This window comes from Xanthomonas bonasiae (assembly GCF_014836395.1).
Classification (GTDB): domain Bacteria; phylum Pseudomonadota; class Gammaproteobacteria; order Xanthomonadales; family Xanthomonadaceae; genus Xanthomonas_A; species Xanthomonas_A bonasiae.
In genome coordinates this window covers 1-23383 of record NZ_JACSQX010000022.1, presented here as the reverse complement: position 1 = coordinate 23383, position 23383 = coordinate 1, and the positions used below count along the sequence as shown (strand labels likewise).

Genomic DNA, 23383 nt, shown 5'->3' with positions numbered 1-23383 from the left:
GCATGGATGCACCGATCGCCACGCCGCCGGCGCCTTTCCGCCGCGTCTTTCAGGCCGGGATGCGCGACGGCGGTGGCCGACTGCTCAGCGGCACCGAAGTGCTGCACCTGGTGCCGCATCGCGGGCGGCTGTTTTCTTCGCTGTCCTACACCCACAACCGGTATCTGCCGGGCGATCCGCCGGTCGGCGCGCAGATCGCCGTGCTGGACCGGGCGGACGGCGAGTGGCGGCAGGCCCACGAATACGATCGCGACTATTGGCGGGTGTTGCTGAAATCGGTGGCGTTCACGGAGGACGGGCGCGGCCGCACGCTCGATGCCCCGGTCTCGCTGCTGCTCGCCGGTCCCTCGAACAGCCAGGGTGCGGTGTATGTCGATTGCTTCGACGACGAAGCCGGGACGTGGGCGCGCACGCGCCTGGGCGTCGGCTCCGGCCTGACCAGCACCCGCAGCTTCTTCGTCCATCGCGACACAGTGACCGGGCAGGAGCGCGTCTTTGCCGGGACGTTGCCGCTCGGCATTTTCAGCGGCAGATACGACCCGGACGCACCGGGCAAGATCCGCTGGGACGAACATGCCGAGTTGTCCGGTTATCGGCGCCGTCCGATGGCCTTCACCCAATGCGATGGCCACCTGTACGTCAGCATCCGGCCGCACCTGTATCGACGCATCGACGGACCGGCGCCGCGATGGGAGAAGGTCCACACCATCGCGGACCCACTGATCTTCCCCAGTTGCGGATACCGCGGACTCACCGCCGTTGCCCATCCCTCGGGATCGGGCCAGGTGCTGCTGGCGGCGCTGGAAGGGGACCGTTGCCGGATGGTGCGGATCGACCCGCGCGACGATTTCCGCGAGACCCTGGAACTGGACGTGCTCGACTTCCTGGGCATGCACTGGGGAAAACGCCCGGCGTTCGGCGTGGTGGCCTACGACGACTTCACGCCCGTGGTCGATCCCGGCACCGGACAGGCGCTGTTGCTGGCCGGCGTCGGCGCCAGTTACAGCACGCGGGTCGACATCCATCCGACGGATGAGTGGGTGCGGGACGCCTGGTATCTGATCCGCGATCCGGGAGGGCGGCGGCATACGCTCGGACGGATCGAAACGGCGGACCTGGAACCGCCGGCAGCGCTTTTCGCCGCTCGCAGCTTCGCTGCGTCTCCCTTCGAATCCGGAATGCTGTATGTCGGCGGTTGCGACCCCAACAACCAACCTTGCCGCGAGACCGCGTGGGTGTTTTCGGCTCCGATCGAAACGGTGCTCGCGCCGCGAACGCGGTGATGTCGATGCGCGGATATCCGGCGGGCGATGCCGTCGCTTGTCTACATTTCCGCTGCGTCTTCTGAATATACTCGGCAAATGCCCCCGGAGCATAAGGAAATGCACAATGATGCGTTGTGCATCTGACAGCCGTGTGTCTGCGGCCTGCGGGATTCTTTCAAGGACGAACGCGCATGACCTCGCACCTGTTGGCTTCCTGGACTGCTTCTCCGGACACGACTTCCGCGGAGCCGTATGCCGGGAGCCTCTGGGCCGAAGCCATGCCTTCGCAGCGGCTCAACGACTATCTGGCCTTGCAGGGTTCGACCACCTTCTTTCTGGAGGCCGTCGCCGGATTGCCCGTAGAGGTTGAAGTCCTCGGCCAATGCATCGAGGCGCAAGCCGACGGCAGCGAGGTCCTGCGCCGTCGTTCCCGGCTGTACGTGCGCGACCCGGGCAACATCCTACTGGTCGCCGAATCGTCGATCCAACTGGCCTGCATCGACGCGGAGCAGCGGCAAAAGCTTCTCGACGGCAGCGTGGGCATCGGCAAGCTGTTCGATCCGCACGACCGCGGTCTGCTCGAAAAGACCGACCTGGAAACCCTGCGCGTGCCGGCGCCGCGCAGTCTGCGGACGGAATCGACCTGGGCGATATCGCGACGCTACGCGATGCGGCTCAATGGCGCCCACTGCGTCGAAGTGAGCGAAATCCTCAACAACGAATCCCTGGAGCGCGCGCGATGAACGCAGCGGCCCTCGCTCCGTTCCGCGCGCAGGGCTGGCGCGACGCGCTTGCCGCCAGCGGCAGCGTGGTGCATCTCAATGGCGAAAGCGCGACGCTGAAACAGCTCCTGGACACAGGGCGCGAGCGATGGCAGGCCTACCGCATGCACAGGCGGGTCGCGCTGCTGGGAATCGGCGATCTCGGCATGCTGTCGCTGCAGCTGACGGCCATCGTCGACGGGCATCCGCTGCTGCTCTGCGCGGGCGACGCCACGCCACCGGCCCTGTGCGACGCGCATATCGGCGCTGCGGCCGGGAACGAGGCAGCGGCCTCGCCTCTGGAGATCGCGCCACCGCCCGCCGGGTATGGGCAATGGCCGGACGGGGTGGCGGTGCTGTCCTCGGGTACTGTGGGCACGCCAAAGGTGATCTGGCATGCGTACGACGATCTGCTCGCGACCGGCGCCATGGTCCTGCGCCGGCTCGAACTCGGCGCGCACGACCGGGTGCTGATCACCGTTCCCCTGCACCATATGTACGGCCTCGGCGCGGCATTGATTCCGGCGTTGCTGGCCGGCGCGCAGATCCACTTGCTGGCCAAGGCCAATCTGCTCGGCTTCAACGATGCGCTGCGGGCCGCCCAGCCGACCTGGGTCTTTTCCACGCCGCACTTGTTGCGCATGCTGCTGCAGCGCAAGAACGATGCGGTCGCCAGTTGCCGCGGCCTCGTGCTCGCCGGCGACGGCACGCCGCCCTCGCTGCACGCGCAGGCGCAACGGGTGTTCAACCGCGTCTTCGACCTCTACGGAAGTTCCGAGCTCGGCGTGGTGGCGATCTCCGAGCCCAACGCACCCAAGGCGCTGCGTCCGCTCGAAGGCGTGCGCGCATGCCTCGCGGACGTCGACGCCGCGCAAGGCACTCTCATCGTGAGCCATCCGCATGCCGCGACGCATATCGCCCACCAGGGAACGCTGTCGGCGTTGCCCGCCGAGTGGGACACGCGCGACATCGCGACCTTCGACGACAGCGGCGGTTTCGCGATACGCGGCCGGGCCGATCTCAGCCTGAACCGCGCGGGCAAGCTGCTGATCCTGGCCGATCTCGAGGGCGCCATCATGGGCTGGCCGGATGTCGACCAGGCCGTGGCGATCGTGCTCGAAGACGAGACCACGGCCGGCAAGGCCATCGCCGCCGTGATCAAGCCCTCGACCTCGGCCTTGACCGTCGACGCCCTCAAGCGCCACGCATCGATGACCCTGCCGGCCTTCGCCCGGCCGGACCACTACACGCTCGTGTCGGACCTGCCTTGCCTGGGTAGCGGAAAACCCGACAGGAAGACCATCATCAAGGAGTATCGCCATGGATAAGTCTCAGATCGTCGACACCTTGAAGCGCCTCATCGCCGAGGACCTGGATCTCAACGTGCGCTACGAGCAGATCCAGGACGGGGCTTCTTTCCTGGAAGACGGACTTGCGCTGGATTCCATCAGCATGGCCGAGTTCATCGACCATCTTGAGCGCCGCTTCCCGATCCGCATCCTGGACGAAGATCTGGATTCGGGCACGTTCAAGTCGCTCGACAGCGTGGCGGCGCTGGTGCTGAAGCGCCTGCCCGAGCACGCGGACGAGGCCAGCGCGTAATGAAGAACCTCACGATCGCGCTGGTCGGCGACGCGGGCGCGCCGCCGATCGAAGCGCCGCCGGACTATCGCAACGAAGCGCCGAACCGCGACGGCTTCGTGGTGGCGTGGCCGCCCCAGCGTTACTGGAAGTCGGCCGGCGACGCCGATCTGCTGTCCGAAAAGCCGCTGCATCTGTACTTCCATATTCCGTTCTGCCTGCAGCGCTGCCGCTACTGCTTCTTCAAGATCGAGATCCTGTCCGAATCTTCGCACGCGGTCCGCGAGCGCTACGTCGACGCCTTGTGCCGCGAGATCGAGCTGGTCGCCGACGCGCACAGGCTGCGCGGACGGCGCGTGAAGTCGATCTATTTCGGCGGCGGTACGCCCAGCGTGATCCAGCCCGAGCAGTTGCGGCGGATCAAGCGCAAGATCGAGGAATGCTTCGTGCTGGACGCGCCGGAGTTCGTTTTCGAGATCGAGCCGATCACGTTGAACAACCGCATGATCGACGGTCTGGCGGATCTCGGCGTCAACCGGATCAGCTTCGGCATCCAGTCCTTCGACGACCGCGTCGTCGCCTTGACCGGCCGCCACGATACCGACGAAAAGAATTCGCGCGCGATCGAGCGTGCGCTGAGCACCGGCGCAGTGGTCAACGTGGATCTGCTGTCCGGGCTCGAAGGCGAGACGATGCAGAGCTGGCAGCACTCGATCAATCGTGCCGTCTCGCTCGGGGTGCATGCCGTAACCGTGTACAAGATGGAGCTGTACTCCAACGCGCATTACATGAACGACGTCCGGCAAGGCACGCTCTCGCTGCCCGGGCCGGATCAGGAGATGGCGTTCGCGCGCTGGGGGCTTTCGCGCCTGCGCGAGGCCGGCTACCTGCCGTCCACGTACTTCACCTTCACCCGTGAAGGGAAGTATCCGCAGCATCACATCATCAGCCGTTGGCGCGGCGAAGACATGTATGGCTTCGGCGCGTCGGCGTTCGGAACCGTCGGCGGCCGCAGCAGGCAGAACATCACCGAGATCGACGCGTATCTGGAACGCGTCGAGAGCGGACTGATCCCGACCCAGCGGGTGCTGGAGATCAGCAGCGCCGACCATATGCTGCGCGACCTGGTGATGGGGCTGAAGACGACCTCGATCGATCTCGCCGACTACCAGAACAGGCACGGCGTGCACCTGGACATGATGCTCGCCGAGGATCTCGCGCACCTCCAGCGCCAAGGCCTGGTCACCCTCAAGGACCAGCGACTGCGCCTCACCGACGAGGGCGTCATCTACGGCGACTATTGCGGCCGTTATCTCGGCGCGGCGTTGAGGCGTCGGCTCACCGGCAACGCGAGGCCGCTCAAGGCCTGACCACGATGCTGATAACGCCGGATTTCGTTTTCATCCACATGCCCAAGACGGGCGGAACCTTCATCACCCAGATGCTGCGGCGCGTGTATGGCGCACAGGCCGTGGAAACCGGTCGGAAACACGCCACCTGCGACGAGATCCCGGACGCCGACCGAGGCAAGCCCATCCTCTCGGTCATGCGCTCGCCCTTCGACCGCTACGTGTCCCAGTACCACTACGGCTGGTGGAAGACGCATCCGCAGGAATACTGCGATCCGGCGCTGATCCAGCGGGACTTTGCCGAGTATCCCCGGGTCGGTTTCGACGCATTCGTCGCGATCGCCAATCGCTTCTTCGTCAACGTGCATCGTGGCGTAGCCAGCGGATACGACACTCCGAAGCTGCCGGCGGAGCGTGCGCTCGGATGGCATACGGAGCAGTTCATCCGCTTCTTCTGCAAGGATCCCAAGAGCGCATTCGCCGGCATCGGCGAGCAAGACCTCGATCGGGGACACCTGCAGGCGTTCGAGTATCCGGTCGAGTTCCTGCGGACCGAGACGCTCAACGACGACCTCGCCGACTATCTCGAGCGCCATGGCGCGGATGCGTCGCTGTCGAAAACCGTCCGCGAGCACGGCCGGGTCATGCCGGACGAGGCCCACGAAGCGCGGGCGCGCCCGCACGCGCGCGACTACTTCGACGACAACCTGCGCGATTTCGTCGTGCGCAGGGAAGCCTTCCTGTTCAACCGCTTTCCGGAATACCGGATGGATGCAGCATGACCGAAACGACAGCCGGCGATCGCGTCGCCCTCATCAGCGGCGGCAATCGGGGCATCGGCCTCGCCGCATGCGAAGGCCTCGCCCAGCGCGGCGTGCATGTGTACATGGGCTGCCGGAATCTGGCCGACGGCGCGTTGGCGGTCGAGCGTCGCCAGCTGACCAACGTGACGCCGATCCAACTGGACGTCTGTTCGGAAGCGTCGATGGCGGCGGCGATCGACGTCGTCGCCCAAGCCCACGGGCATATCGACCTGCTCGTCAACAACGCCGGTGTCTCCGTCGGCGTGCGCGACAAGCCCAGCACGGAAGCCCAGGCGCAGGCGCGGGCGACGTTCGACGTCAATTTCTTCGGCCCGTGGCGCCTGATCCAGCTTGTGCTGCCCTTGATGCGCGAGCGTGCGCAGGCGCAGATCATCAATGTGTCCAGCGGCCATGGCAGCTCCACCAAGATCGAAGGCAACAACCTGGCGTACCGAAGCTCGAAGTCGGCATTGAACGTGCTGACCCAGGCACTGGCGATCGAGCTTGCCGACAGCGGCATCCGCGTCAACTGCATGACCCCGGGGTGGGTCAGGACCAAGCTCGGCGGCATCGCCGCGCCGCGTTCGCCGGAGGAGGGGGCCGAGACCATCCTGTGGCTGGCCGATGGCGGCGGCGAGACCGGAAAGTTCTACAAGGACAAGGCGATTTTTCCGTGGTGAAGGCGCCGAATCTCTTCGTCATCGGCGCGCCGCGATGCGGCACCACGTCGCTGTTCGCCGCGCTGAAGCAGCATCCCGATGTCTACGCGTCCGTGCTGAAGGAACCGCATTTCTACGCCGCGGATCTGCCCGCTCAACCGCATACCGTTTCCGATCCTGCGGATTACCAGCGGCTGTTCGCCGTTGCCGGCGATCAGCGCTATCGCGCCGAGGCCTCGGTCTGGTACTTCTACAGCCACGAGGCGCCGGCGTTGATCGCGAAGGCGCATCCCGATGCGCGCATCGTGCTGCTGTTGCGAAATCCGGCGGACATGCTGATCAGCCTGTACGAACTGTATCTGCGCACGGGCAACGAAGGCGACGCGGACCCCGAGGCGGCGATCTTCCGCACGGGCGAGGCGCGTTTCGCGACCACGTATTTCCCGTTCGGACTGCACTACCTCAACCTGCTGGACGTGACCGGTCCGCTGTCGCGCTGGCGCCAGTTCTTCCCGGAAGAGCGGTTGCGGTTGATGACGTTCGAGGAGATGTACGCGGCACCGGGCGCCGGTTTCCGCGACCTCTGCGGCTGGCTGGGGATCGACCGGGACGCTGCGGTGAGCTTCGACTCCCGGCAAGCGCGCGAGGCGGTGCGGACGATGGCGATGAAGCAACTGCGCGACCTGCCGGAGCATCTTCGCCGCAAAATGAATCCCGACGCTTCCCGGTTGCACGCCGGCAAGGGGGGAGTCGCGATCCCCGACGCGCTGCGCCTGCGCCTGCGCCAGCGCGCGCGGGAGCTCAACGCCGGTTTTCCGGCGGCGGCGGGCAGGCCATGGCCTGACGCCTGGGGACATGCCTGACGGTTTCGGCCCGAAGCGCGTCAGTCGCCCGCGAAATCGCAGGTTGGCAGGGATTCGGGCCTGCCGCGGTTGCGCGCGGCAGGGTTCGCCGGCCGCGCTGGGCGCCGGTGCACACCGCATCGGGTGTGCGCGCCTTCGGCCCTTGGCGTCGCGAGCAGCGCGCGAGCAGCGGATATCGACTGCAGGACGCGACACCGCGAGCGCCGCGGATTGATGCGATGGGTTTCTGGCTTGGCGAGCGGCGAACGTTTGCCTTCCTGCGGCGGGACTGAAGTCCCTCCCGCACTGCACCCGGTCCGCTGCTGCGCGCCCTTGTAGGAGCGGCTTCCGCCGCGCCGCGCGACGAACGAGCCGGCGAACTGGCCCGCTTCACAAGCGCGCTGTCGCGGCCGAAGCCTCTCAATCAGTGCGTGGTGGCCGGCATCGACCCAATCCGCGAAGCCGCCGGCCAGCGGCGTGCGCTCTGCACACCGGCGCGCCGGCTGACGCGGCCGCGTCGCCGCAGTGCCGTGAGGGATGGCTACAATCGCGACTTCTTACGCTTTCCCGGGTCCATGCCATGTCGCTGCGCGTCGTTATGCTCACCTGCCTGTTGACTGCCGCGCTTCCGGCGCTGGCGCAACCGGCGACGATCAGCGGCAGCGTCTACCAGGAGCGCGACGGCCACGCGGGCCGCGGCAACGGCGAGCGCGGTATCGCCGGCGTGCAGGTGTCCGACGGCGTGCACATCGTGCACACCGATGCGCAGGGCCGCTACAGCCTCGCGGTGGAGCCGGGGCGCACGGTGTTCGTGATCAAGCCCGATGGCTACGCCTTCGAAAGCGCCGGCAACGGCTTGCCGGACTACTGGCGGCACTATGCACCGGCGGGATCGCCCAAGCTCAAGTATCCGGGCATCGCGCCGACCAGCGGCGCCACCAGCGGCTGGGATTTCGCGCTGCGCGCGCAAGCGCCGGCGGCCAGCACCGAGGTGCTGGTGTTCACCGATACCCAGGCCGCCTCGGCGACCGATGTCGGCTACTACGCGCGCGACATCGTCGCGCCGCTGGTGGGCAAGGCCCACGCGCGCCTGGGCACCACCCTGGGCGACGTGGTCAGCGACAACCTGGCGCTGTATCCGGCGCTGAACGCAGAAACCGCCAAGCTCGGCGTGCCGTGGTTCCATGTGCCCGGCAACCACGATCTGAATTTCGATGCGGCCGATGATGCCGGCTCGCTGTCCAGCTGGCGCGCGATCTATGGCCCGGACACCTACGCGGTGGAGGAGGGCGGCGCCAGCTTCGTGTTCCTCGACGACGTGGTCTATCGGCCGAAGCAGCAGCCCGACTACATTGGCGGCCTGCGCGAGGACCAGTTCGCATTCCTGCAGGCCTACCTGGCGACGCTGCCCAAAGACCGGCTGCTGGTGCTGGGCATGCACATCCCGCTGTTCGACGCCGCGCCGGGCAGGGAGACCTTCCGCCATGCCGACCGCGCGCGCCTGTTCGGCTTGCTGCAGGCGTTTCCGCACGTGCTGGTGCTCAGTGGCCATACCCACACCCAGCGCCACTATTACCACGGCGCCGACGACGGCTGGCACGGCGCGCAGCCCTTGCACGAATACAATGTCGGCGCGGCCTGCGGCGCGTACTGGTCCGGCGTCAAGGATGCCGACGGCATCCCCGCGACGACGATGGCCGACGGCACCCCGAACGGTTATGCGGTCCTGGATGTGAAGCGGGGCGGCGACTATGCGCTGGCCTATCACGCCGCGCGCGCGGCCGGCGACCCACAGCTGCAGTTGCACGCGCCCAGGTTGCTGCGCCGCAAGGCCTATCCGGACTTCGGGGTGTACGCGAACGTGTTCATGGGCGAGGACGACAGCCGCGTGGAATATCGCATCGACGAGGGCGCATGGAAGCCGATGGTCCGCGTGCAGCGGCCGGATCCGGACCTGCTCGCCGAGAACGCGCGCGACGATGCCGCCGAGGCGCTGCGCGGCTACGATCGCTCGCCGGAAGCCGTCCCGTCGCAGCATCTGTGGCGCGGCACCTTGCCGACCGACCTGGCCGCCGGCGCGCACCGCATCGAGGTGCGCGCCTTCGACCGCTGGCGCGGCGAGCAGCGCGCGAGCACCGACTACCGCCTGCAGGACGCGACGCCCTGAATGCGCGCCGCGGGTCGGCTCGTGGATCGACGGGTTCTAGCCGATGTCAAGAAGCGGCGTGCGACGAACGGTCCAGCTTCCTGCGTCGGGACTGAAGTCCCTCCCACACTGCGTCAGCGCCGCGCGGGTGCGCGCCGACGGCAGCCCAGCCCGCTGCTGCGCGCCTTTGTAGGAGCGGCTTCAGCCGCGACGAACGAGCCGGCAAACCGGTCGGCCCGCGAGCGAACTGTCGGGGCTGAAGCCCCTCCTACAGTGCACCCAGCTGGCTTTCTGCGTCTTCTGCAGGAGAGGTTCCAATCAAGGCGAGTACGGCAACGAGACGGATGACCTCGTCCGTTGTTGAGATTGAAGTCCTTCCCACACTGCGTCCAGCCCGCTGCTGCGCGCTTTTGTAGGAGCGGCTTCAGCCGCGACGAACGAGCCGGCAAACTGGTCGGCCCCGCCAGCGAACTGTCGGGGCTGAAGCCCCTCCTACAGTGCACCCGGTTGGCTTGCCGCGAGTCCTTGTGGGAGCGACTTCAGTCGCGACGAGCGCGAGTGGCAACCCCTTCGGAGCTCGCGGATTTTTCGGCACCGCAGACCAAAAGACCAGTAAGTGGAGTTTCCGAATCCCGAAAACAAAAACGCCTCCGCGCGGGAGGCTGTCGAAAGCGGGTGATCCTGGCTGGCGAGCGAAGGCGAGCGGGCGGAAGGATCGGGAGCAGCTGGCTGGCGTGAGGCTGGCGGGCTTGCTGCGGGGCCAAGTCTAGCGAGTGCCACGATTCGACGATCAAACGCGACTCACTCGCATTTGTTCGCAAGGCGGCGTGCGAGAGGCATGCACTCGATGCCGCGCTGCGTACTTTGTCGGATCTTCTTGCGAGGCTGTCGTCGCGCGATACCCATGGTCGGTACGATCGCGGAGGGTTATGCCCATCGCCACATTGAAGCTCATCTTCTCGCGGCGACCGAAGGAAGTGCCCGTGGGAAGAGATGGGTGGTGTGAGGGCGAGGGCGAAGCCACCTCGCCATCCCTTCGAATGCTGTCGCGCGCGCACTGAGCCCGCCGTTTCGGCCTGGTGATCCGAATCCTTGTCCGGCTGCGCTATTGCCCGGCTTTGACGTCGGCCGCTGTGTCCGGCGCTGCTGTCGTCTGCGTCTCCGGTTTCGGTTCCGGTTCCGGATAGGGATAAGTCGGCGCCGCAACCGGCGGCAGCTGCGCACGCCAGCGCTGCAGCAGCGGCGCGATGCGCGCGCCGACATACAGCTGCGGATACGACGGCGCTTCGCCTTCGGCCTGTTCGCGCGCGGTGATCTCGGCCGTGGCCAGGCGATAGCTCTCGACGAAATCGGTGGTGCGCGCCAGCGCGTCGATCAGCCAGGCGCGGCCGAAATAGGTCGCGCTGGCGGTGTTGCCGCAACCGAACGAGGGCCGGTCGCGGCGCGCGGCGGTGATGATCAGCGTGTCCGGACTCTTCAGCGCCGGCACGAAACCGCCCGAGTAGCACGCCGACAGCACGATCACCCGGTTGCGGATGCCGGCATCGTCGAGCAGTCCGCGCAATTCCTTGGGCGTAATGGTGTCGTAGTCGGCGTCCTCGCCGGGGCCGAACTGCACATACAGTTCGTGCTGCTCGGTGCCGTGGCTGGTCAGGAACAGCAGCAGCGCGTCCTCGCGCCGGTCCATCAGCTTGCCGATCCGCTGCAGCGTGTCGGCCAGGTTGTCGTAGGAGGCCTGCGGCGCGTAGGCGTGGGCGCCGAGATTGTCGGCGTGGTTGATCAGGGTGACGATGCGTCCCGCCGCGTCGAAGCGCTGCGCGAACAGCTGGCGCAGGTACTGGGTCTCGTTGCGGAACACGTCCTCGCTGGCGTCGCCGGCGAAGCCGACCACGTACAGGTCGGTCGTGCCCGGGCGCTGCGGCTGTAGCGCGTTCAGCGCCTTGCGCAGTTGCGCCTGGTCGATCGGATCGACCGGCGCCGCTGCATCGGCCTGCGCCTGCGCTGCACCGGCATCCGGATGGCAGGCGGGCAACAGCAGCGCCAGCAGCAGGGCCAGGGCCAGGCGGCGGTGCGGCACGCGGAGGTTGCGCAGGAACCAAGGCATGGGGGGCGGCAGAGAAGATGCGGCGTTAGCGCGCAGCGGGTGCCGCGAAGCTCAGAGCGCCAGCTCGGCGAAGCTCTGCACGCGCCGGTGACCGTTGCAGGCATCGCCCAGGCGCGGTTCGGGATAGTCCTCGCGGCGATCGACCAGCACCGTGTCCAGCCCGGCGGCGCGCGCGGCATCGAGTTCGGCGACGACGTCGGACAGGAACACGATCTGCGCGGCCGGCACGCCGGTCGCCTCGGCGATGCGCGCGTAACTGGCCGCTTCGCGCTTGGCGCCGACCTCGGTGTCGAACCAGCCGGAGAACAGCCCGGTCAGGTCGCCGGCGTCGCTATGGCCGAAGAACAGTTTCTGCGCCGGCACCGAGCCGGACGAGTACACGTACAGCGGGTGGCCGTCGGCGTGCCAGCGGCGCAGCGCCGGCGCGGCGTCGGGATAGATGTGCGCGGCGAAGTCGGCGTCGCGGTAGCCGGCCTCCCAGATCATGCCCTGCAGCGCCTTCAGCGCGGTGTGCTTGCGGTCCTGGTCGATCCAGCCCTGCAGCGTCTCCACGATCACCGCGTCGCTGCAGATGCCGCCGCATTCGCTCGCCACCGCGTCCAGCCACTGCCGCACCTGCGGCTGCTGGCCGTGCGCGCGGACGAAGTCGGGCAGGGCGCGGCGCGCGTAGGGGAACAGCACATCCTTGACGAAGGAGATGCTGCTGGTGGTGCCTTCGATGTCGGTCAGGATCACGCGCGGGCTGGCCATCGCTCAGCTCGCCTCGCCGCGCAGCGCCGCTTCGTAGCGCGGGAAGCGCTGGGCGATGTCGGTGCCGGTGAAATGGCCGACCCAGCCGTCCGGCTCAGTGAAGAAGCGGATCGCGATGAAACGCGGCTCCGGCCCCATGTCGAACCAGTGGTGGGTGCCGTCCGGCACCGCGATCAGGTCGTTCTGCACGCATTCGATCTCATAGACCTTGCCGTCCACGTGCAGGGTGAACAGGCCCGAGCCGGCGACGAAGAACCGTACCTCGTCTTCCTTGTGGAAATGCTCCTCGAGGAATTTCTTGCGCATCTCCTCGCGCTGCGGATGATCCGGAGCGATGCTGACCACGTCCACGGTCTTGAAGCCGTGCGCGGTCACTAGCCGGTCGATGTCGCTCTTGTAGGCGGCCATCACCGCTTCCGGGGTGGCGCCGGCCTCGATCGGCTGGTCGGCCTGCCAGCGCTCGAAGGTGACGCCGATCTTGCGCAGTTCGGCGGCGATCGCGTCGCCATCGCGGCTGTCGAACAGCGGCGCGTCGGGAGTGGTTTCGGCGAAGATGCGGAGTCGGCTCATGGCGGCGGGCGAGGGCGTTGGGGGAGGAAAAGGGTAGCAGCTGGTGGGGAAGCCGCCGTTGCGGCGCTGGAACGCTGTCGCGCGGGCGCCGTGCGCCGGGCTCAGCCGGTTGCGCGCAGCTTGCGCAGTTCCAGCTCGCAATGCAGCAGGAACTCGATCGCTTCCAGGTGGCGGCGCGCCTCGGCCATGTCGCGGCCCCAGGCGTACAGGCCGTGGCCGTCGATCAGGTAGCCCCACAGCGGGGCGCGGTCCAGCAGCGCGTCCACCTGCGCGGCCAGCACGGTCATGTCCTGGGTGTTGGCGAATACCGGCAGCTCCACGGCGGTCTCGTGGGTCTGGTTGCCATGCAGCGCCTTCAGCAACTCGTAGCCTTCCAGGCGGACGTGGCCGGCATCGGCATACAGCCGCGAGGCGATGGTCTGCACCGGCGAGTGCGTGTGCAGCACGCAGCCGACCTCCGGGAAGCGGCGGTACAGCTGGGTGTGCAGCAGGGTCTCGGCCGAGGGCCGGTGATCGCTGCCGACGGCCTTGCCGTCGAAGTCCACCACCATGATGTCGGCCTCGGCCAGCCGGCCCTTGTCGCGGCCGGACACGGTGATCGCGGCATGCGCGGCGTCGAGCCGGTGCGAGAAGTTGCTGCTGGTGGCCGGAGTCCAGCCGGCCGCCGACAGTTCGCGGATGTTGCCGATCAGCAGCTGGGCCAGCGTGCGCAGGCGTTCGGTATCGTAAGGCTGTGCGTTCATGCCCCTATTCTAGCGAGCCTGTGTGGCACGCAGACGGCTGTGGCGGAAGCCGTAGCCGAAATAGATCAGCAGGCCGAGCACGGTCCAGCCGGCCATCAGCAGCCAGTTGTGCGCGGTCATCGCCGACAGCAGCGCCAGGCAGCTGAGCACGCCGGCGATGCAGATCGGCCAGGCGAACGGGATGCGGAACGGACGCGGCAGGTCCGGCTGGGTGCGGCGCAGGATCAGCACCCCGGCGCAGACCGCGGCGAAGGCGATCAGCGTGCCCATCGAGGTCAGCTCGCCGAGCACGTCCAGCGGGAACAGCGCCGCCAGCAGCGCGATGCCGATACCGGTGATTACGGTATTGACGTGCGGGGTGCGGTACTTGGGATGGATCTTGGTGAACAGCGGCGGCAGCAGCCCGTCGCGGGCGATGATCATGAAGATCCGCGGCTGGCCGATGATCATCACCAGCACCACCGAGGACAGGCCGATCAGCGCGCCGACCTCGACCACCACCCGCAGCCAGGCCAGCTGCGGATGCGCGCCCACCGCGGTCACCACCGGCTCGTCGGTGCCCAGTTGGGTGTACGGCACCAGCCCGGTCATCACCGCCGCCATGGCGATGTACAGCACGGTGCAGACCACCAGCGACAGGATCATGCCGATCGGCAGGTCGCGCTGCGGCCGGTGCGATTCCTGCGCCGCCACCGACACCGCCTCGAAGCCGATGTAGGCGAAGAACACCATCGCCGCGCCGCGCAGCACGCCGTCCATGCCGTACTTGCCGGGGCCTTCGTTGGCCGGGATGAACGGGTGCCAGTTGGCCGTGTCCACGTACTTCCAGCCGGCCGCGATCACCAGCAGGATCAGCCCGGTCTTCAGCACCACCATCGCCATGTTCATCGCCGAGGACTTGCGGATGCCGACGTAGCACAGCCAGGTCAGCAGCAGCACGATGCCGGCGGCGGGCAGGTTGGCGATCGCGCCGGTGCGCTGCAGCTTGCCGTCCAGCGGCGCGTTGACCAGCGCCGCGGGCAGGTGGATGCCGAAATGGTCGAGCAGGCTGAGGAAATAGCCGGTCCAGCTCACCGCCACCGCCGAGGCCGACACGCCGTATTCCAGCACCAGCATCCAGCCGATGAACCAGGCTGCCAGTTCGCCGAAGGTGGCGTAGGTGTAGGTGTAGGCGCTGCCGGACACCGGCACCATCGCCGCGAACTCGGCGTAGGCCAGCGCGCAGAACGCGCAGCACAGCGCGGCCAGCACGAACGACAGCATGATCGCCGGGCCGGCGTGGTTGGCCGCGGCCTGGCCGGTGATGACGAAGATGCCGCCGCCGATCACCGCGCCGATGCCCAGCGCGGTCAGGCCCCAGGGACCGAGCGCACGCTGCAGGCCCAGGCCGCCGGCGTCCTCGTGGGCGGCGTGGGGGTGTTTGGTGGCCCAGAGTTGTTTGAACATGGAGCGGTTCCAGCCTGGCGCTGCGCGCGATGGACGAAGGGACGAACGCACAGACCGGCGCGGGCGCCGGTCTGTGGGGACAGATCAGGCCTTGTTGGTGGCCAGGCGGCTGTGGCGGATGCCGTAGCCGAAATAGATGAACAGGCCGATCACGGTCCAGCCGACGAACACCTTCCAGTGTTCCTGGAACGCCTGCAGGAACAGGAACAGGCAGGCCAGCGCGCCGAGCGGGCAGATCACCATCGCCAGCGGCACCCGGAACGGGCGCGGCAGGTCCGGCTTGGTGAAGCGCAGCACCATCACCCCGACGCAGACCGTGGCGAAGGCGAGCAGGGTGCCCATCGACACCAGTTCGCCGAGCACGTCCAGCGGGATCAGCCCGGCCAGCAGCGCGGCGACCACGCCGACGAAGAGGGTGCCGACGTAGGGCGTGTGGAACTTGCGGTGGACCTTGCCGAACAGTTTCGGCAGCAGGCCGTCGCGGGACATGGTGTAGAAGATGCGCGGCTGCGCCATCAGCATCACCAGCACCACCGAGGACAGGCCGGCGATCGCGCCGATCTCCACCGCGGTCTTCAGCCAGGCCAGGCTCGGATAGTGCTCCAGTGCGGTGGCCACCGGCTTGGCGGTGCCGAGCTGGGTGTAGGGCAGCAGGCCGGTCAGCACCGCGCAGACGATGATGTAGATGACCGTGCACACCGCCAGCGACACCAGGATGCCGATCGGCATGTTGCGCTGCGGGTCCTTGGTTTCGCCGGCCGAGGTGGAGACCGCGTCGAAGCCGATGTAGGAGAAGAACACGATCGAGGCGGCGCGGAAGATGCCGCTCCAGCCGAACTCGCCCGGCCCGGTGTTCTCGGGGATGAACGGGTGCCAGTTGGCCGGATCGACGTGGGAAATGCCGAAGCCGACGAACAGGCAGATCACCGCGACCTTGATCGCCACCACGATGGCGTTGGCGAACGCCGACTGGGTGACGCCGACGTAGCACAGCGCGCTGACCGCGACCACGATCAGCACCGCCGGCAGATTGACGATGCTGCCGGAGGCGACGAAGGTATGGCCGGTCCAGGCCAGCGGTGCGCCGGCCAGTTCGGCCGGGAACGGCAGCCCGAGCGTGCCGGTCAGGAAACTGATCAGGTAGGCCGACCAGCCGACCGCGACGCTGGAGCCGGCGAACAGGTATTCCAGCACCAGACACCAGCCGATGAACCAGGCCACGCCTTCGCCCAGGGTGGTGTAGGAGTAGGAATAGGCGCTGCCGGAGACCGGCATCATCGCCGCGAACTCGGCGTAGCACAGGCCGGCGAAGGCGCAGGCGATGCCGGCGAACACGAACGACAGCATCACCGCCGGTCCGGCGTGATTGGCCGCGGCCTGGCCGGTCAGCACGAAGATGCCCGCGCCGATCACCGCACCGATGCCGAGCATGATCAGGTGCTTGGCGGTGAGGGTCCGTTTCAGCGTGGCTTCGCCTTCCAGGCTGCCTTCGAACGGTTCGCCGGCATCGACGTGGCCGGCGGGCTCGATCGGCTTGACCCTCAACAGAGACTTCAGCATGCGGTGCATTCCCCGGTGGCGATCGGGACAGTAGTGCCCCGGTAACGATGGTGCGCTAGGCCCAAGCAGGCCACGCAAGCGTCGTACCATGCCAAAGCCGGACGGCCGCCACAAGCCGCGCCGCACCGTCGGCGGCGATAATGGCCGCCCCCGATCGCGAGAACCGCCCATGCCGGACCTTTCCCTGCGCCGCCAGTTGCAGGCCTATGCCGCCCGTTGGCCGCAGGAGGCCGAGGTTGCCGCGCAATTCCTGGCGTTGCTGGACGATGTGCAGGACCCGTTCGTGCGCGATCGCCTGGACGGCCATTTCACCGGGTCGGCCTGGCTGGTCAGCGCCGATGGTGCGCGCACCCTGCTGACCCACCACCGCAAGCTGCAGCGCTGGCTGCAGCTGGGCGGACATGCCGACGGCGACCGCGACCTGGCGCTGGTGGCGCTGAAGGAAGCCGAGGAGGAATCCGGGCTGCCGGGCCTGGCGCTGGAGGACGGCGCGCTGTTCGACCTGGACCGGCACTGGATCCCCGCGCGCCAGGACGTGCCGGGGCACTGGCACTTCGACGCGCGCTACGTGGTGCGCGCCGGTGCCGACGAGGCGTTCGCGGTCAGCGCCGAATCGCTGGCCCTGGCCTGGCGCCCGATCGCCGAACTGCTGGCCGAGCCGGACCTGGATCCGTCGTTGCGGCGCATGGCCGGCAAGTGGCTGGCGCACAGCGGCGGCTGACACGCCGGTGACGGGCGCTGCCGGACTGGCTGGCGGGTCCAGGCACTGAGCGGCCGCCGCTGGCTGGGCGGGCATGGCGGGATTGGGTACCCTTGGGCGCCCGTTGCCTGTCCATGCCCATGTCCCGCGCCGCTGCTTCGTTCACCTACCGCCTGGCGTTCCGCCCGGTCGACGACCGGATGGAGTCGGCCGAACTGGCGCGCACCGTGCAGCGTGCGCTGCTGGCGTTGAGCGGGCCGCCGCATGGCGTGGCGATCGTCAGCCTGCAGCGCCCGCCGCGCGAGGACGGCGGCGGCCTGTACATGGAGGCGGTCACCACCGGCCCGGAGCGGTGGTACCTGAAGGCCGACGACTATCTGTTGAGCGAGGGGTTGCGCGGCGAGTTGCAGCCCTGAGGGGCTGGGATTCGGGATTCGGGATTTGGGATTCGTAAGAGCGTGCGTCGCGTGATCCGCGTTCGCGCGCTTGTTTTGGCCTTCCGCATTTGTGTCGGAGCCACCGCCAAGCCAGATCGCAGTCGGAAAAAGGATGCGCCAGTGCCGCCGCTCTTCCCAATCCCGACTCCCCAATCCCCAATCCCCGTCAGTAAAGAATCCGCGTCCGCAAAGTGCCGGCGATCTGCCCCAGTTCGTCCTTCAGCACGCCCGCCAGTTCCTCGCTGGCGGCGACGTCGATCACCACGTAGCCGACCTTGGGGTCGGTGCGCAGGAACTGGCCGTCGATGTTGACGTTGTGGCGCGAGAACAGTTCGTTGATCTGCGACAGCACGCCCGGCACGTTGCGGTGGATGTGCAGCAGGCGCAGGCTCTCGGCGTGCTCGGGCAGGGTGACCTCGGGGAAGTTCACCGCCGACAGGGTGCTGCCGTTGTCGCTGTAGCGCACCAGCTTGGCCGCCACTTCCACGCCGATGTTGTCCTGCGCTTCCAGCGTGCTGCCGCCCACGTGCGGGGTCAGGATCACGTTGTCGTGCGCGGCCAGCGGCGATTCGAACACGTCGCCGTTGCCCTTCGGCTCGACCGGGAACACGTCCACCGCCGCGCCGCCGATGTGGCCGGAGGTCAATGCCGCGTCCAGCGCGGCGATGTCGATGACGGTGCCGCGCGAGGCGTTGATCAGGTGCGCGCCGGGCTTCATCTGCGCGATCTGCGCCGCGCCGATCATGTCCTTGGTCGACGGCGTCTCCGGCACGTGCAGGGTCACCACGTCCGAGCGCGCCAGCAGGTCGTCCAGGTCGGTCGCCGCGCGCGCGTTGCCCAGCGACAGCTTGGCCTCGATGTCGTGGAAGATCACCTGCATGCCCAGCGATTCGGCGAGCACGCCGACCTGGGTGCCGATATGCCCGTAGCCGACGATGCCCAGCACCTTGCCGCGGGTCTCGTGGCTGCCGGCAGCCGACTTAGACCAGCCGCCGCGATGGCATTCGGCGTTCTTCTGCGGAATGCCGCGCAACAGCAGGATCGCCTCGGCGATGACCAGCTCGGCGACGCTGCGGGTATTGGAGTAGGGCGCGTTGAACACCGGGATGCCGGCCAGCTCGGCCGCGTCCAGGTCCACCTGGTTGGTGCCGATGCAGAAGCAGCCGACCGCGATCAGGCGCTTGGCCTGCGCCAGCACTTCGGCGCTGAGCTGGGTGCGCGAGCGGATGCCGACGATGTGCGCGTCGGCGATGCGCGCCTTCAGTTCCTCTTCCGGCAGCGACTTGGCGTGCAGTTCGATCTGCGAGTAGCCGGCGGCGCGGAACACGTCGATGGCGGTCTGGCTGATGCCTTCGAGCAGCAGGACGCGGATGTCCTGCTTCGGAAACGAGGTTTTCTTGGGCGACATTGCGGCGGCGAGGCGAGGCGGAAAGGTCGGTCACTATGCCAGATGCGTTTGCGTTTTGGTGCGTCGCAATAGGACGCCGGGGGCGCGCAGACGCAACGCTGGCAAAGGTTTCAGTTGCATCTGTTCGGGACTGGGGACTGGGGACTCGGAAGAGCAGGAGCATCAGCATGAAGCGAGAGGGCAAGGTCAGACCCAGGCTCCCTGCGAGTCCCGAGTCCCGCCCAACTGGACGCCGCTAGCCAACGCTGGCAGGCTTGAACGCTTGCCTTCGCCCGATCCCGACCCATGACCGACCCGCGCCTGGACGCCCTTACGCACTCCGTTCCCGGACTGCGCCTGAAGACCGACCCCGCCGACCTGGAGCACTACGGTCGCGACTGGACCCGGCGCTGGACGCCGGCGCCGCTGGCGATCGCGCTGCCGGCGACGGTGGAGGAAGTGCAGGCGACGCTGCGCTGGGCCAACGAGCACGCGGTGGCGGTGGTGCCTTCCGGCGGCCGCACCGGCCTGTCCGGCGGCGCGGTGGCCGCGCACGGCGAACTGGTGCTGAGCCTGGAGCGGATGAACAAGGCGCTGGCGTTCGATGCGGTCGATCGCACCCTCACCGTGCAGGCCGGCATGCCGCTGGAGGCGGTGCACAACGCGGCGCGCGAGCACGGGCTGGTGTATCCGGTGGATTTCGCCGCGCGCGGCTCGTGTTCGATCGGCGGCAACATCGCCACCAATGCCGGCGGCATCCGCGTGATCCGCTACGGCAATACCCGCGAGTGGATCGCCGGACTCAAGGTGGTGACCGGCAGCGGCGAGCTGCTCGAACTCAACCGCGGGCTGATCAAGAACTCCAGCGGCTACGATTTCCGCCAGCTGCTGATCGGTTCGGAAGGCACCCTCGGCATCGTCGTGGAGGCCACGCTGCGGCTGACCGATCCGCCGCCGCCGAGCAACGTGATGCTGCTGGCGCTGCCTTCGTTCGAGGTGCTGATGCAGGTATTCGCCGCGTTCCGCGGCCGCCTGCAACTGGAAGCGTTCGAATTCTTCACCGACCGCGCGTTGCAGCATGTGCTGGCGCATGGCGCGCAGGCGCCGTTCGACACGGTCTATCCGTATTACGTGGTCACCGAGTACGCCAGCGGCGACGAGGCGCAGGAGGCCGCGGCGCTGGCCGCGTTCGAAACCTGCATGGAGCAGGGCTGGGTGCTGGACGGGGTGATCAGCCAGAGCGATGCGCAGGCGGCGCAGCTGTGGCGCCTGCGCGAAGGCATCACCGAGGCGGTGGCGCGCTACAAGCCGTACAAGAACGACGTGTCGGTGCGGATCTCGGCGATGCCGGCGTTCCTGGCGCAGACCCAGGCACTGCTCGGCGCAGCGTATCCGCAGTTCGACGTGGTCTGGTTCGGCCATATCGGCGACGGCAACCTGCACATCAACGTGCTCAAGCCCGACGCCACCGCCGACGCCGACTTCATCGCCGCCTGCGAGCAGGTCACCAAGCTGCTGGCGCAGGTGCTGGCCGAGCATGGCGGCAGCATCTCCGCCGAACACGGCATCGGCCTGGTCAAGAAGCCGTACCTGGAAAGTACCCGCAGCGTAGAGGAGATCGCGCTGATGCGCGCGGTCAAGCGCGTGTTCGATCCGGCCGGGCTGCTCAATCCGGGCAAGCTGTTCGATCCCTGAGCCGCGCGCGCCGTGCAGGCATGCGCGCGGCGGCGGCGGCGCTCGCGCTCGCGGCGGCGGCCGGCTAGGCTATGCCGGCGCGGCCACGGCCGCGCCTCTTTCCCGATCCCGTTGGAACCGATGCGATGAACCGAGTGACCGCGCGCTGCGCCCTGTTGTTGATCCTGACCGTCCCCGCGTTCGCGCAGGCTTCCAGCTTCGCCGGCAGTTCCGCCGGTTCCGCTTCGGCCGGTTCCGCCGGCAGTTCCGCGTCTTCGGACAGCAGCTCCGGCGACGACAAGCTGGTGCTGCAGGCGCGCGACGACGCGGCCGGCTTCGTCGCCAGCGCCGGCCGCATCCGCGGCGTGCAGCTGGAGGCGGCGCTGCGCGTGCTGCGCGAGCGCAACCCGCAGGCGCAGCAGGCCAGCGACCTGCAACTGGCGCAGGCCATCCTGGCGCTGTGATGCCGCGCCTGCGGCTGCGCCGGCTGGCGTGGCTGGCGCTGCTTGGGCTGGCTTGCGCGCTGCCTGCGCAGGCAGTGCGGTTGCAGGTCGATCCAAGCGGATTGAGCGCTTCCGAACGCGCGGCCAGCCAGGCCCTGCTCGACGCGACGCTGCCGACGCTGCCGCCGGCCTGGGCCGCGGCGATCGAGGCGCCGCTGACGCTGCAATGGCGCGACGACCTGCCCGAGCAGGTGCACGGCAGGGCGCAGACGCGGTACCTGCTGTTGAACAAGGCCTTGCTGCGCGCGTGGATGGCGCCGCCTGCCGCCGGTGCCGCCGACGGCGGCGCCGACCCGGCGAGGCGTCCGGCGGTCGCTGCGCTGATGCACGAACTGGCGCATTTCTACGACCGCTCCGCGGCCGGCCGGCTGTCGTCGGATCCGCGCCTGCTGGATCTGGCCGGCTGGCAGGTCAGTCCGATGCGGCTGGGCCTGCGCATGGGCCGCAACGCCTTCAGCGAGCGCAGCCCGGACCGCTACGAACTGGCGTCGCCGACGGAATTCGTCGCGGTCAACCTGGAGCATTTCCTGCTGGATCCCGACTACGCGTGCCGGCGCCCGGCGCTGGCACGGTATTTCGCGCAGCGCCTGGGCTGGTCGCCCCCGGCGAGCGCCTGCGCGCCCGGCCTGGCCTATCTGCAGGATCCGCTGGCCGACGAGACGGCGCTGCTGCAACTGGATCCGGCGCGGGTCTACGCGATCGATTACCTATTGGCCGAGGGCAACGCGCAGCCGATGAGCCATTGGGGCCACAGCATGCTGCGGCTGGTGATCTGCGCGCCGGGACGCGCGCCCGGTCCCGATTGCCGCCTGGACCTGGCGTATCACAAGGTGCTGTCGTTCCGCGCGTTCGTCGACGACGTGCAGATCTCCAGCGTGCGCGGTCTGATCGGTTCGTATCCGTCGCGGCTGTTCGTGCTGCCGCTGCGCCAGGTGGTGGACGACTACACCCAGGTGCAGCTGCGCGGGCTGCAGTCGATTCCGCTGCGGCTGACCGCGGACGAGCGCGCGACGTTGCTGGAGCGCGCCGCGCAGCTGCACTGGAGCTACGACGGGCGCTATTACTTTCTCAGCAACAACTGCGCGGTGGAAACCTACAAGCTGCTGCACGACGGCGTGCCGCGGCTGGCCGGCGCGCGCCTGGCCGGGATCAGCCCGACCGGCCTGCTGCGGCGCCTGGGCCGCGCCGGCATCGCCGACACCGCGGTGCTGGACGATGCCGAAGCCGCCGCACGCCAGGGCTACTATTTCGCGCCGGCAAGCGCGCACTACGCGGCGATGTTCGCGGTCGCGCGCGCGCGGCTGGCACTGCCGGCGCGCAGCGTGGAAACCTGGCTGGACCTGCCGGCGGCGCAGCGCGCGCCCTGGCTGCAGCGTGGCGACCTGCGTGCCAGCGCCGCACTGCTGCTGCTGGAGAACGCCGCGCGCCGGCGCCAGGAGCAGCGCGGCCGCGATGCGTTGAAGCGGCGTTATCTGGCCAGGGCGCATCTGCCTGCGCCGAAGACGGCCGATTCAGGCGTCGGCGCGGATGCCGGTGCCGGTGATGGCGCCACGGTCGCCGACGCGGCGGGTTCGCAGACCCGGGATGCCGCTGCCGCAGTTCGCGCGGTGCTGGCGCAGCAAGGCCTGTTGAGCCAACCGTCGACGCTGTTGCAGGGCCAGCCCGGTTATGGGTTGCCGCAGGCGCAGGAGCGCGCATGGCTGCAGCAGCAGGGGCAGGCGCGGATCGACGCGCTGCGCAGCGACGGCGCCGCGCTGCAGGCGCGCCTGCACGCCTTGCTGCCGCCACCGCTGCGCGCGGAACTGCGGCAGATCGATACGAATCTGGCGACAGTGGGCGCGCGGCTGCGCGATCTCAATCACGAAGGCGGGGGGCTACAGTTGCTGTCGCCGTCGCTGCTGCAGCCTGCGGACACGAAATGACGGCGCTGGTAGGGTGGTTCGCGGCTGACGCGAGCCGTTTGTTGATCCGATTCCGATCACGACAGGGTTTGTCAGAGAGCGCCCCATAGCGTCTTGACGCCATCGGGCGCGAATGGATTTGCTGACACGGTGTGTCGCGGCTGAAGCCGCTCCTACAAGGGATTGCTGCCCCCTGTAGGAG

General features: G+C 68.3%; 21 protein-coding genes. 14 read left to right on the top strand and 7 right to left on the bottom strand.

Features of this window, described 5'->3' with window-relative positions:
- The first annotated feature begins 2 nt into the window (after nt 1-2).
- The 9 genes from H9658_RS22175 (at nt 3) to H9658_RS22135 (ending at nt 9427) form a co-directional block, all read left to right on the top strand.
- Entirely contained in the window at nt 3-1283 is a 1281-nt protein-coding gene (locus H9658_RS22175) for a hypothetical protein (RefSeq protein ID WP_191826981.1), read from the top strand.
- Between the two features lie 173 nt (nt 1284-1456).
- Nucleotides 1457-2008 (top strand): hypothetical protein, encoded by a 552-nt coding sequence (locus tag H9658_RS22170; protein WP_191826980.1) that lies wholly within the window; start codon nt 1457-1459, stop codon nt 2006-2008.
- Nucleotides 2005-3354 (top strand): class I adenylate-forming enzyme family protein, encoded by a 1350-nt coding sequence (locus H9658_RS22165; protein ID WP_191826979.1) that lies wholly within the window; start codon nt 2005-2007, stop codon nt 3352-3354. Before H9658_RS22170 ends, H9658_RS22165 begins: the two co-directional genes overlap by 4 nt.
- Nucleotides 3347-3628, top strand: a complete 282-nt coding sequence (locus H9658_RS22160) for an acyl carrier protein (RefSeq protein WP_191826978.1) — start codon at nt 3347-3349, stop codon at nt 3626-3628. The genes H9658_RS22165 and H9658_RS22160 overlap by 8 nt, the downstream gene beginning before the upstream one ends.
- 98 nt (nt 3629-3726) lie before the next feature.
- A complete protein-coding gene (locus H9658_RS22155; protein WP_191826977.1) occupies nt 3727-4977 on the top strand; it encodes a coproporphyrinogen-III oxidase family protein in 1251 nt (416 codons plus the stop codon).
- A 5-nt stretch (nt 4978-4982) separates the two neighbouring features.
- Nucleotides 4983-5738, top strand: a complete 756-nt coding sequence (locus H9658_RS22150) for a hypothetical protein (RefSeq protein ID WP_191826976.1) — start codon at nt 4983-4985, stop codon at nt 5736-5738.
- Nucleotides 5735-6439 (top strand): SDR family NAD(P)-dependent oxidoreductase, encoded by a 705-nt coding sequence (locus H9658_RS22145; protein WP_191826975.1) that lies wholly within the window; start codon nt 5735-5737, stop codon nt 6437-6439. The genes H9658_RS22150 and H9658_RS22145 overlap by 4 nt, the downstream gene beginning before the upstream one ends.
- Nucleotides 6433-7281 (top strand): sulfotransferase family protein, encoded by an 849-nt coding sequence (locus H9658_RS22140; protein WP_191826974.1) that lies wholly within the window; start codon nt 6433-6435, stop codon nt 7279-7281. The genes H9658_RS22145 and H9658_RS22140 overlap by 7 nt, the downstream gene beginning before the upstream one ends.
- A 559-nt stretch (nt 7282-7840) precedes the next feature.
- Nucleotides 7841-9427 (top strand): calcineurin-like phosphoesterase C-terminal domain-containing protein, encoded by a 1587-nt coding sequence (locus H9658_RS22135; RefSeq protein WP_191826973.1) that lies wholly within the window; start codon nt 7841-7843, stop codon nt 9425-9427.
- A gap of 1084 nt (nt 9428-10511) precedes the next feature.
- Here H9658_RS22135 and H9658_RS22130 read toward each other — a convergent pair.
- The 6 genes from H9658_RS22130 to H9658_RS22105 all read right to left on the bottom strand — a co-directional run bounded on the left by H9658_RS22130 (nt 10512) and on the right by H9658_RS22105 (nt 16579).
- A complete protein-coding gene (locus H9658_RS22130; RefSeq protein ID WP_191826972.1) occupies nt 10512-11510 on the bottom strand; it encodes a C13 family peptidase in 999 nt (332 codons plus the stop codon).
- A 51-nt stretch (nt 11511-11561) separates the two neighbouring features.
- Nucleotides 11562-12260 (bottom strand): acireductone synthase, encoded by a 699-nt coding sequence (mtnC, locus tag H9658_RS22125; RefSeq protein WP_191826971.1) that lies wholly within the window; start codon nt 12258-12260, stop codon nt 11562-11564.
- Between the two features lie 3 nt (nt 12261-12263).
- Nucleotides 12264-12830, bottom strand: coding sequence for a 1,2-dihydroxy-3-keto-5-methylthiopentene dioxygenase (locus tag H9658_RS22120; RefSeq protein ID WP_191826970.1), 567 nt, complete (start codon nt 12828-12830; stop codon nt 12264-12266).
- A 101-nt stretch (nt 12831-12931) separates the two neighbouring features.
- On the bottom strand, nt 12932-13573 hold the full coding sequence (locus H9658_RS22115; RefSeq protein WP_191826969.1) for a methylthioribulose 1-phosphate dehydratase: 642 nt from the start codon (nt 13571-13573) through the stop codon (nt 12932-12934).
- Nucleotides 13574-13582: 9 nt separating this feature from the next.
- Entirely contained in the window at nt 13583-15019 is a 1437-nt protein-coding gene (locus tag H9658_RS22110) for an amino acid permease (protein WP_179564353.1), read from the bottom strand.
- 84 nt (nt 15020-15103) lie between these two features.
- Entirely contained in the window at nt 15104-16579 is a 1476-nt protein-coding gene (locus tag H9658_RS22105; protein WP_191826968.1) for an amino acid permease, read from the bottom strand.
- Between the two features lie 169 nt (nt 16580-16748).
- Here H9658_RS22105 and H9658_RS22100 point away from each other — a divergent pair, with 169 nt between their 5' ends.
- The gene (locus H9658_RS22100) at nt 16749-17300 is read left to right on the top strand and encodes an NUDIX hydrolase (RefSeq protein WP_191826967.1); all 552 of its coding nucleotides are present in this window, start codon (nt 16749-16751) and stop codon (nt 17298-17300) included.
- 113 nt (nt 17301-17413) lie between these two features.
- Nucleotides 17414-17695 carry a hypothetical protein gene (locus H9658_RS22095; RefSeq protein WP_191826966.1) on the top strand — a complete coding sequence of 94 codons (282 nt, stop codon included), beginning with the start codon at nt 17414-17416 and terminating at the stop codon, nt 17693-17695.
- A 187-nt stretch (nt 17696-17882) separates the two neighbouring features.
- On the opposite strand, the gene serA is transcribed toward H9658_RS22095, so the two are convergent.
- Nucleotides 17883-19124: a phosphoglycerate dehydrogenase gene (gene serA / locus H9658_RS22090; protein WP_179564361.1), complete on the bottom strand. Its 1242-nt coding sequence runs from the start codon at nt 19122-19124 to the stop codon at nt 17883-17885.
- 285 nt (nt 19125-19409) lie between these two features.
- Here serA and H9658_RS22085 point away from each other — a divergent pair, with 285 nt between their 5' ends.
- The 3 genes from H9658_RS22085 to H9658_RS22075 all read left to right on the top strand — a co-directional run bounded on the left by H9658_RS22085 (nt 19410) and on the right by H9658_RS22075 (nt 23202).
- Nucleotides 19410-20798 (top strand): FAD-binding oxidoreductase, encoded by a 1389-nt coding sequence (locus H9658_RS22085; RefSeq protein ID WP_179564363.1) that lies wholly within the window; start codon nt 19410-19412, stop codon nt 20796-20798.
- A gap of 125 nt (nt 20799-20923) precedes the next feature.
- Complete coding sequence (locus H9658_RS22080) at nt 20924-21241, top strand: DUF2388 domain-containing protein (protein ID WP_179564365.1); 318 nt, start codon at nt 20924-20926, stop codon at nt 21239-21241.
- Nucleotides 21241-23202, top strand: coding sequence for a DUF7844 domain-containing protein (locus tag H9658_RS22075; protein WP_191826965.1), 1962 nt, complete (start codon nt 21241-21243; stop codon nt 23200-23202). The genes H9658_RS22080 and H9658_RS22075 overlap by 1 nt, the downstream gene beginning before the upstream one ends.
- Nucleotides 23203-23383: the final 181 nt, after the last annotated feature.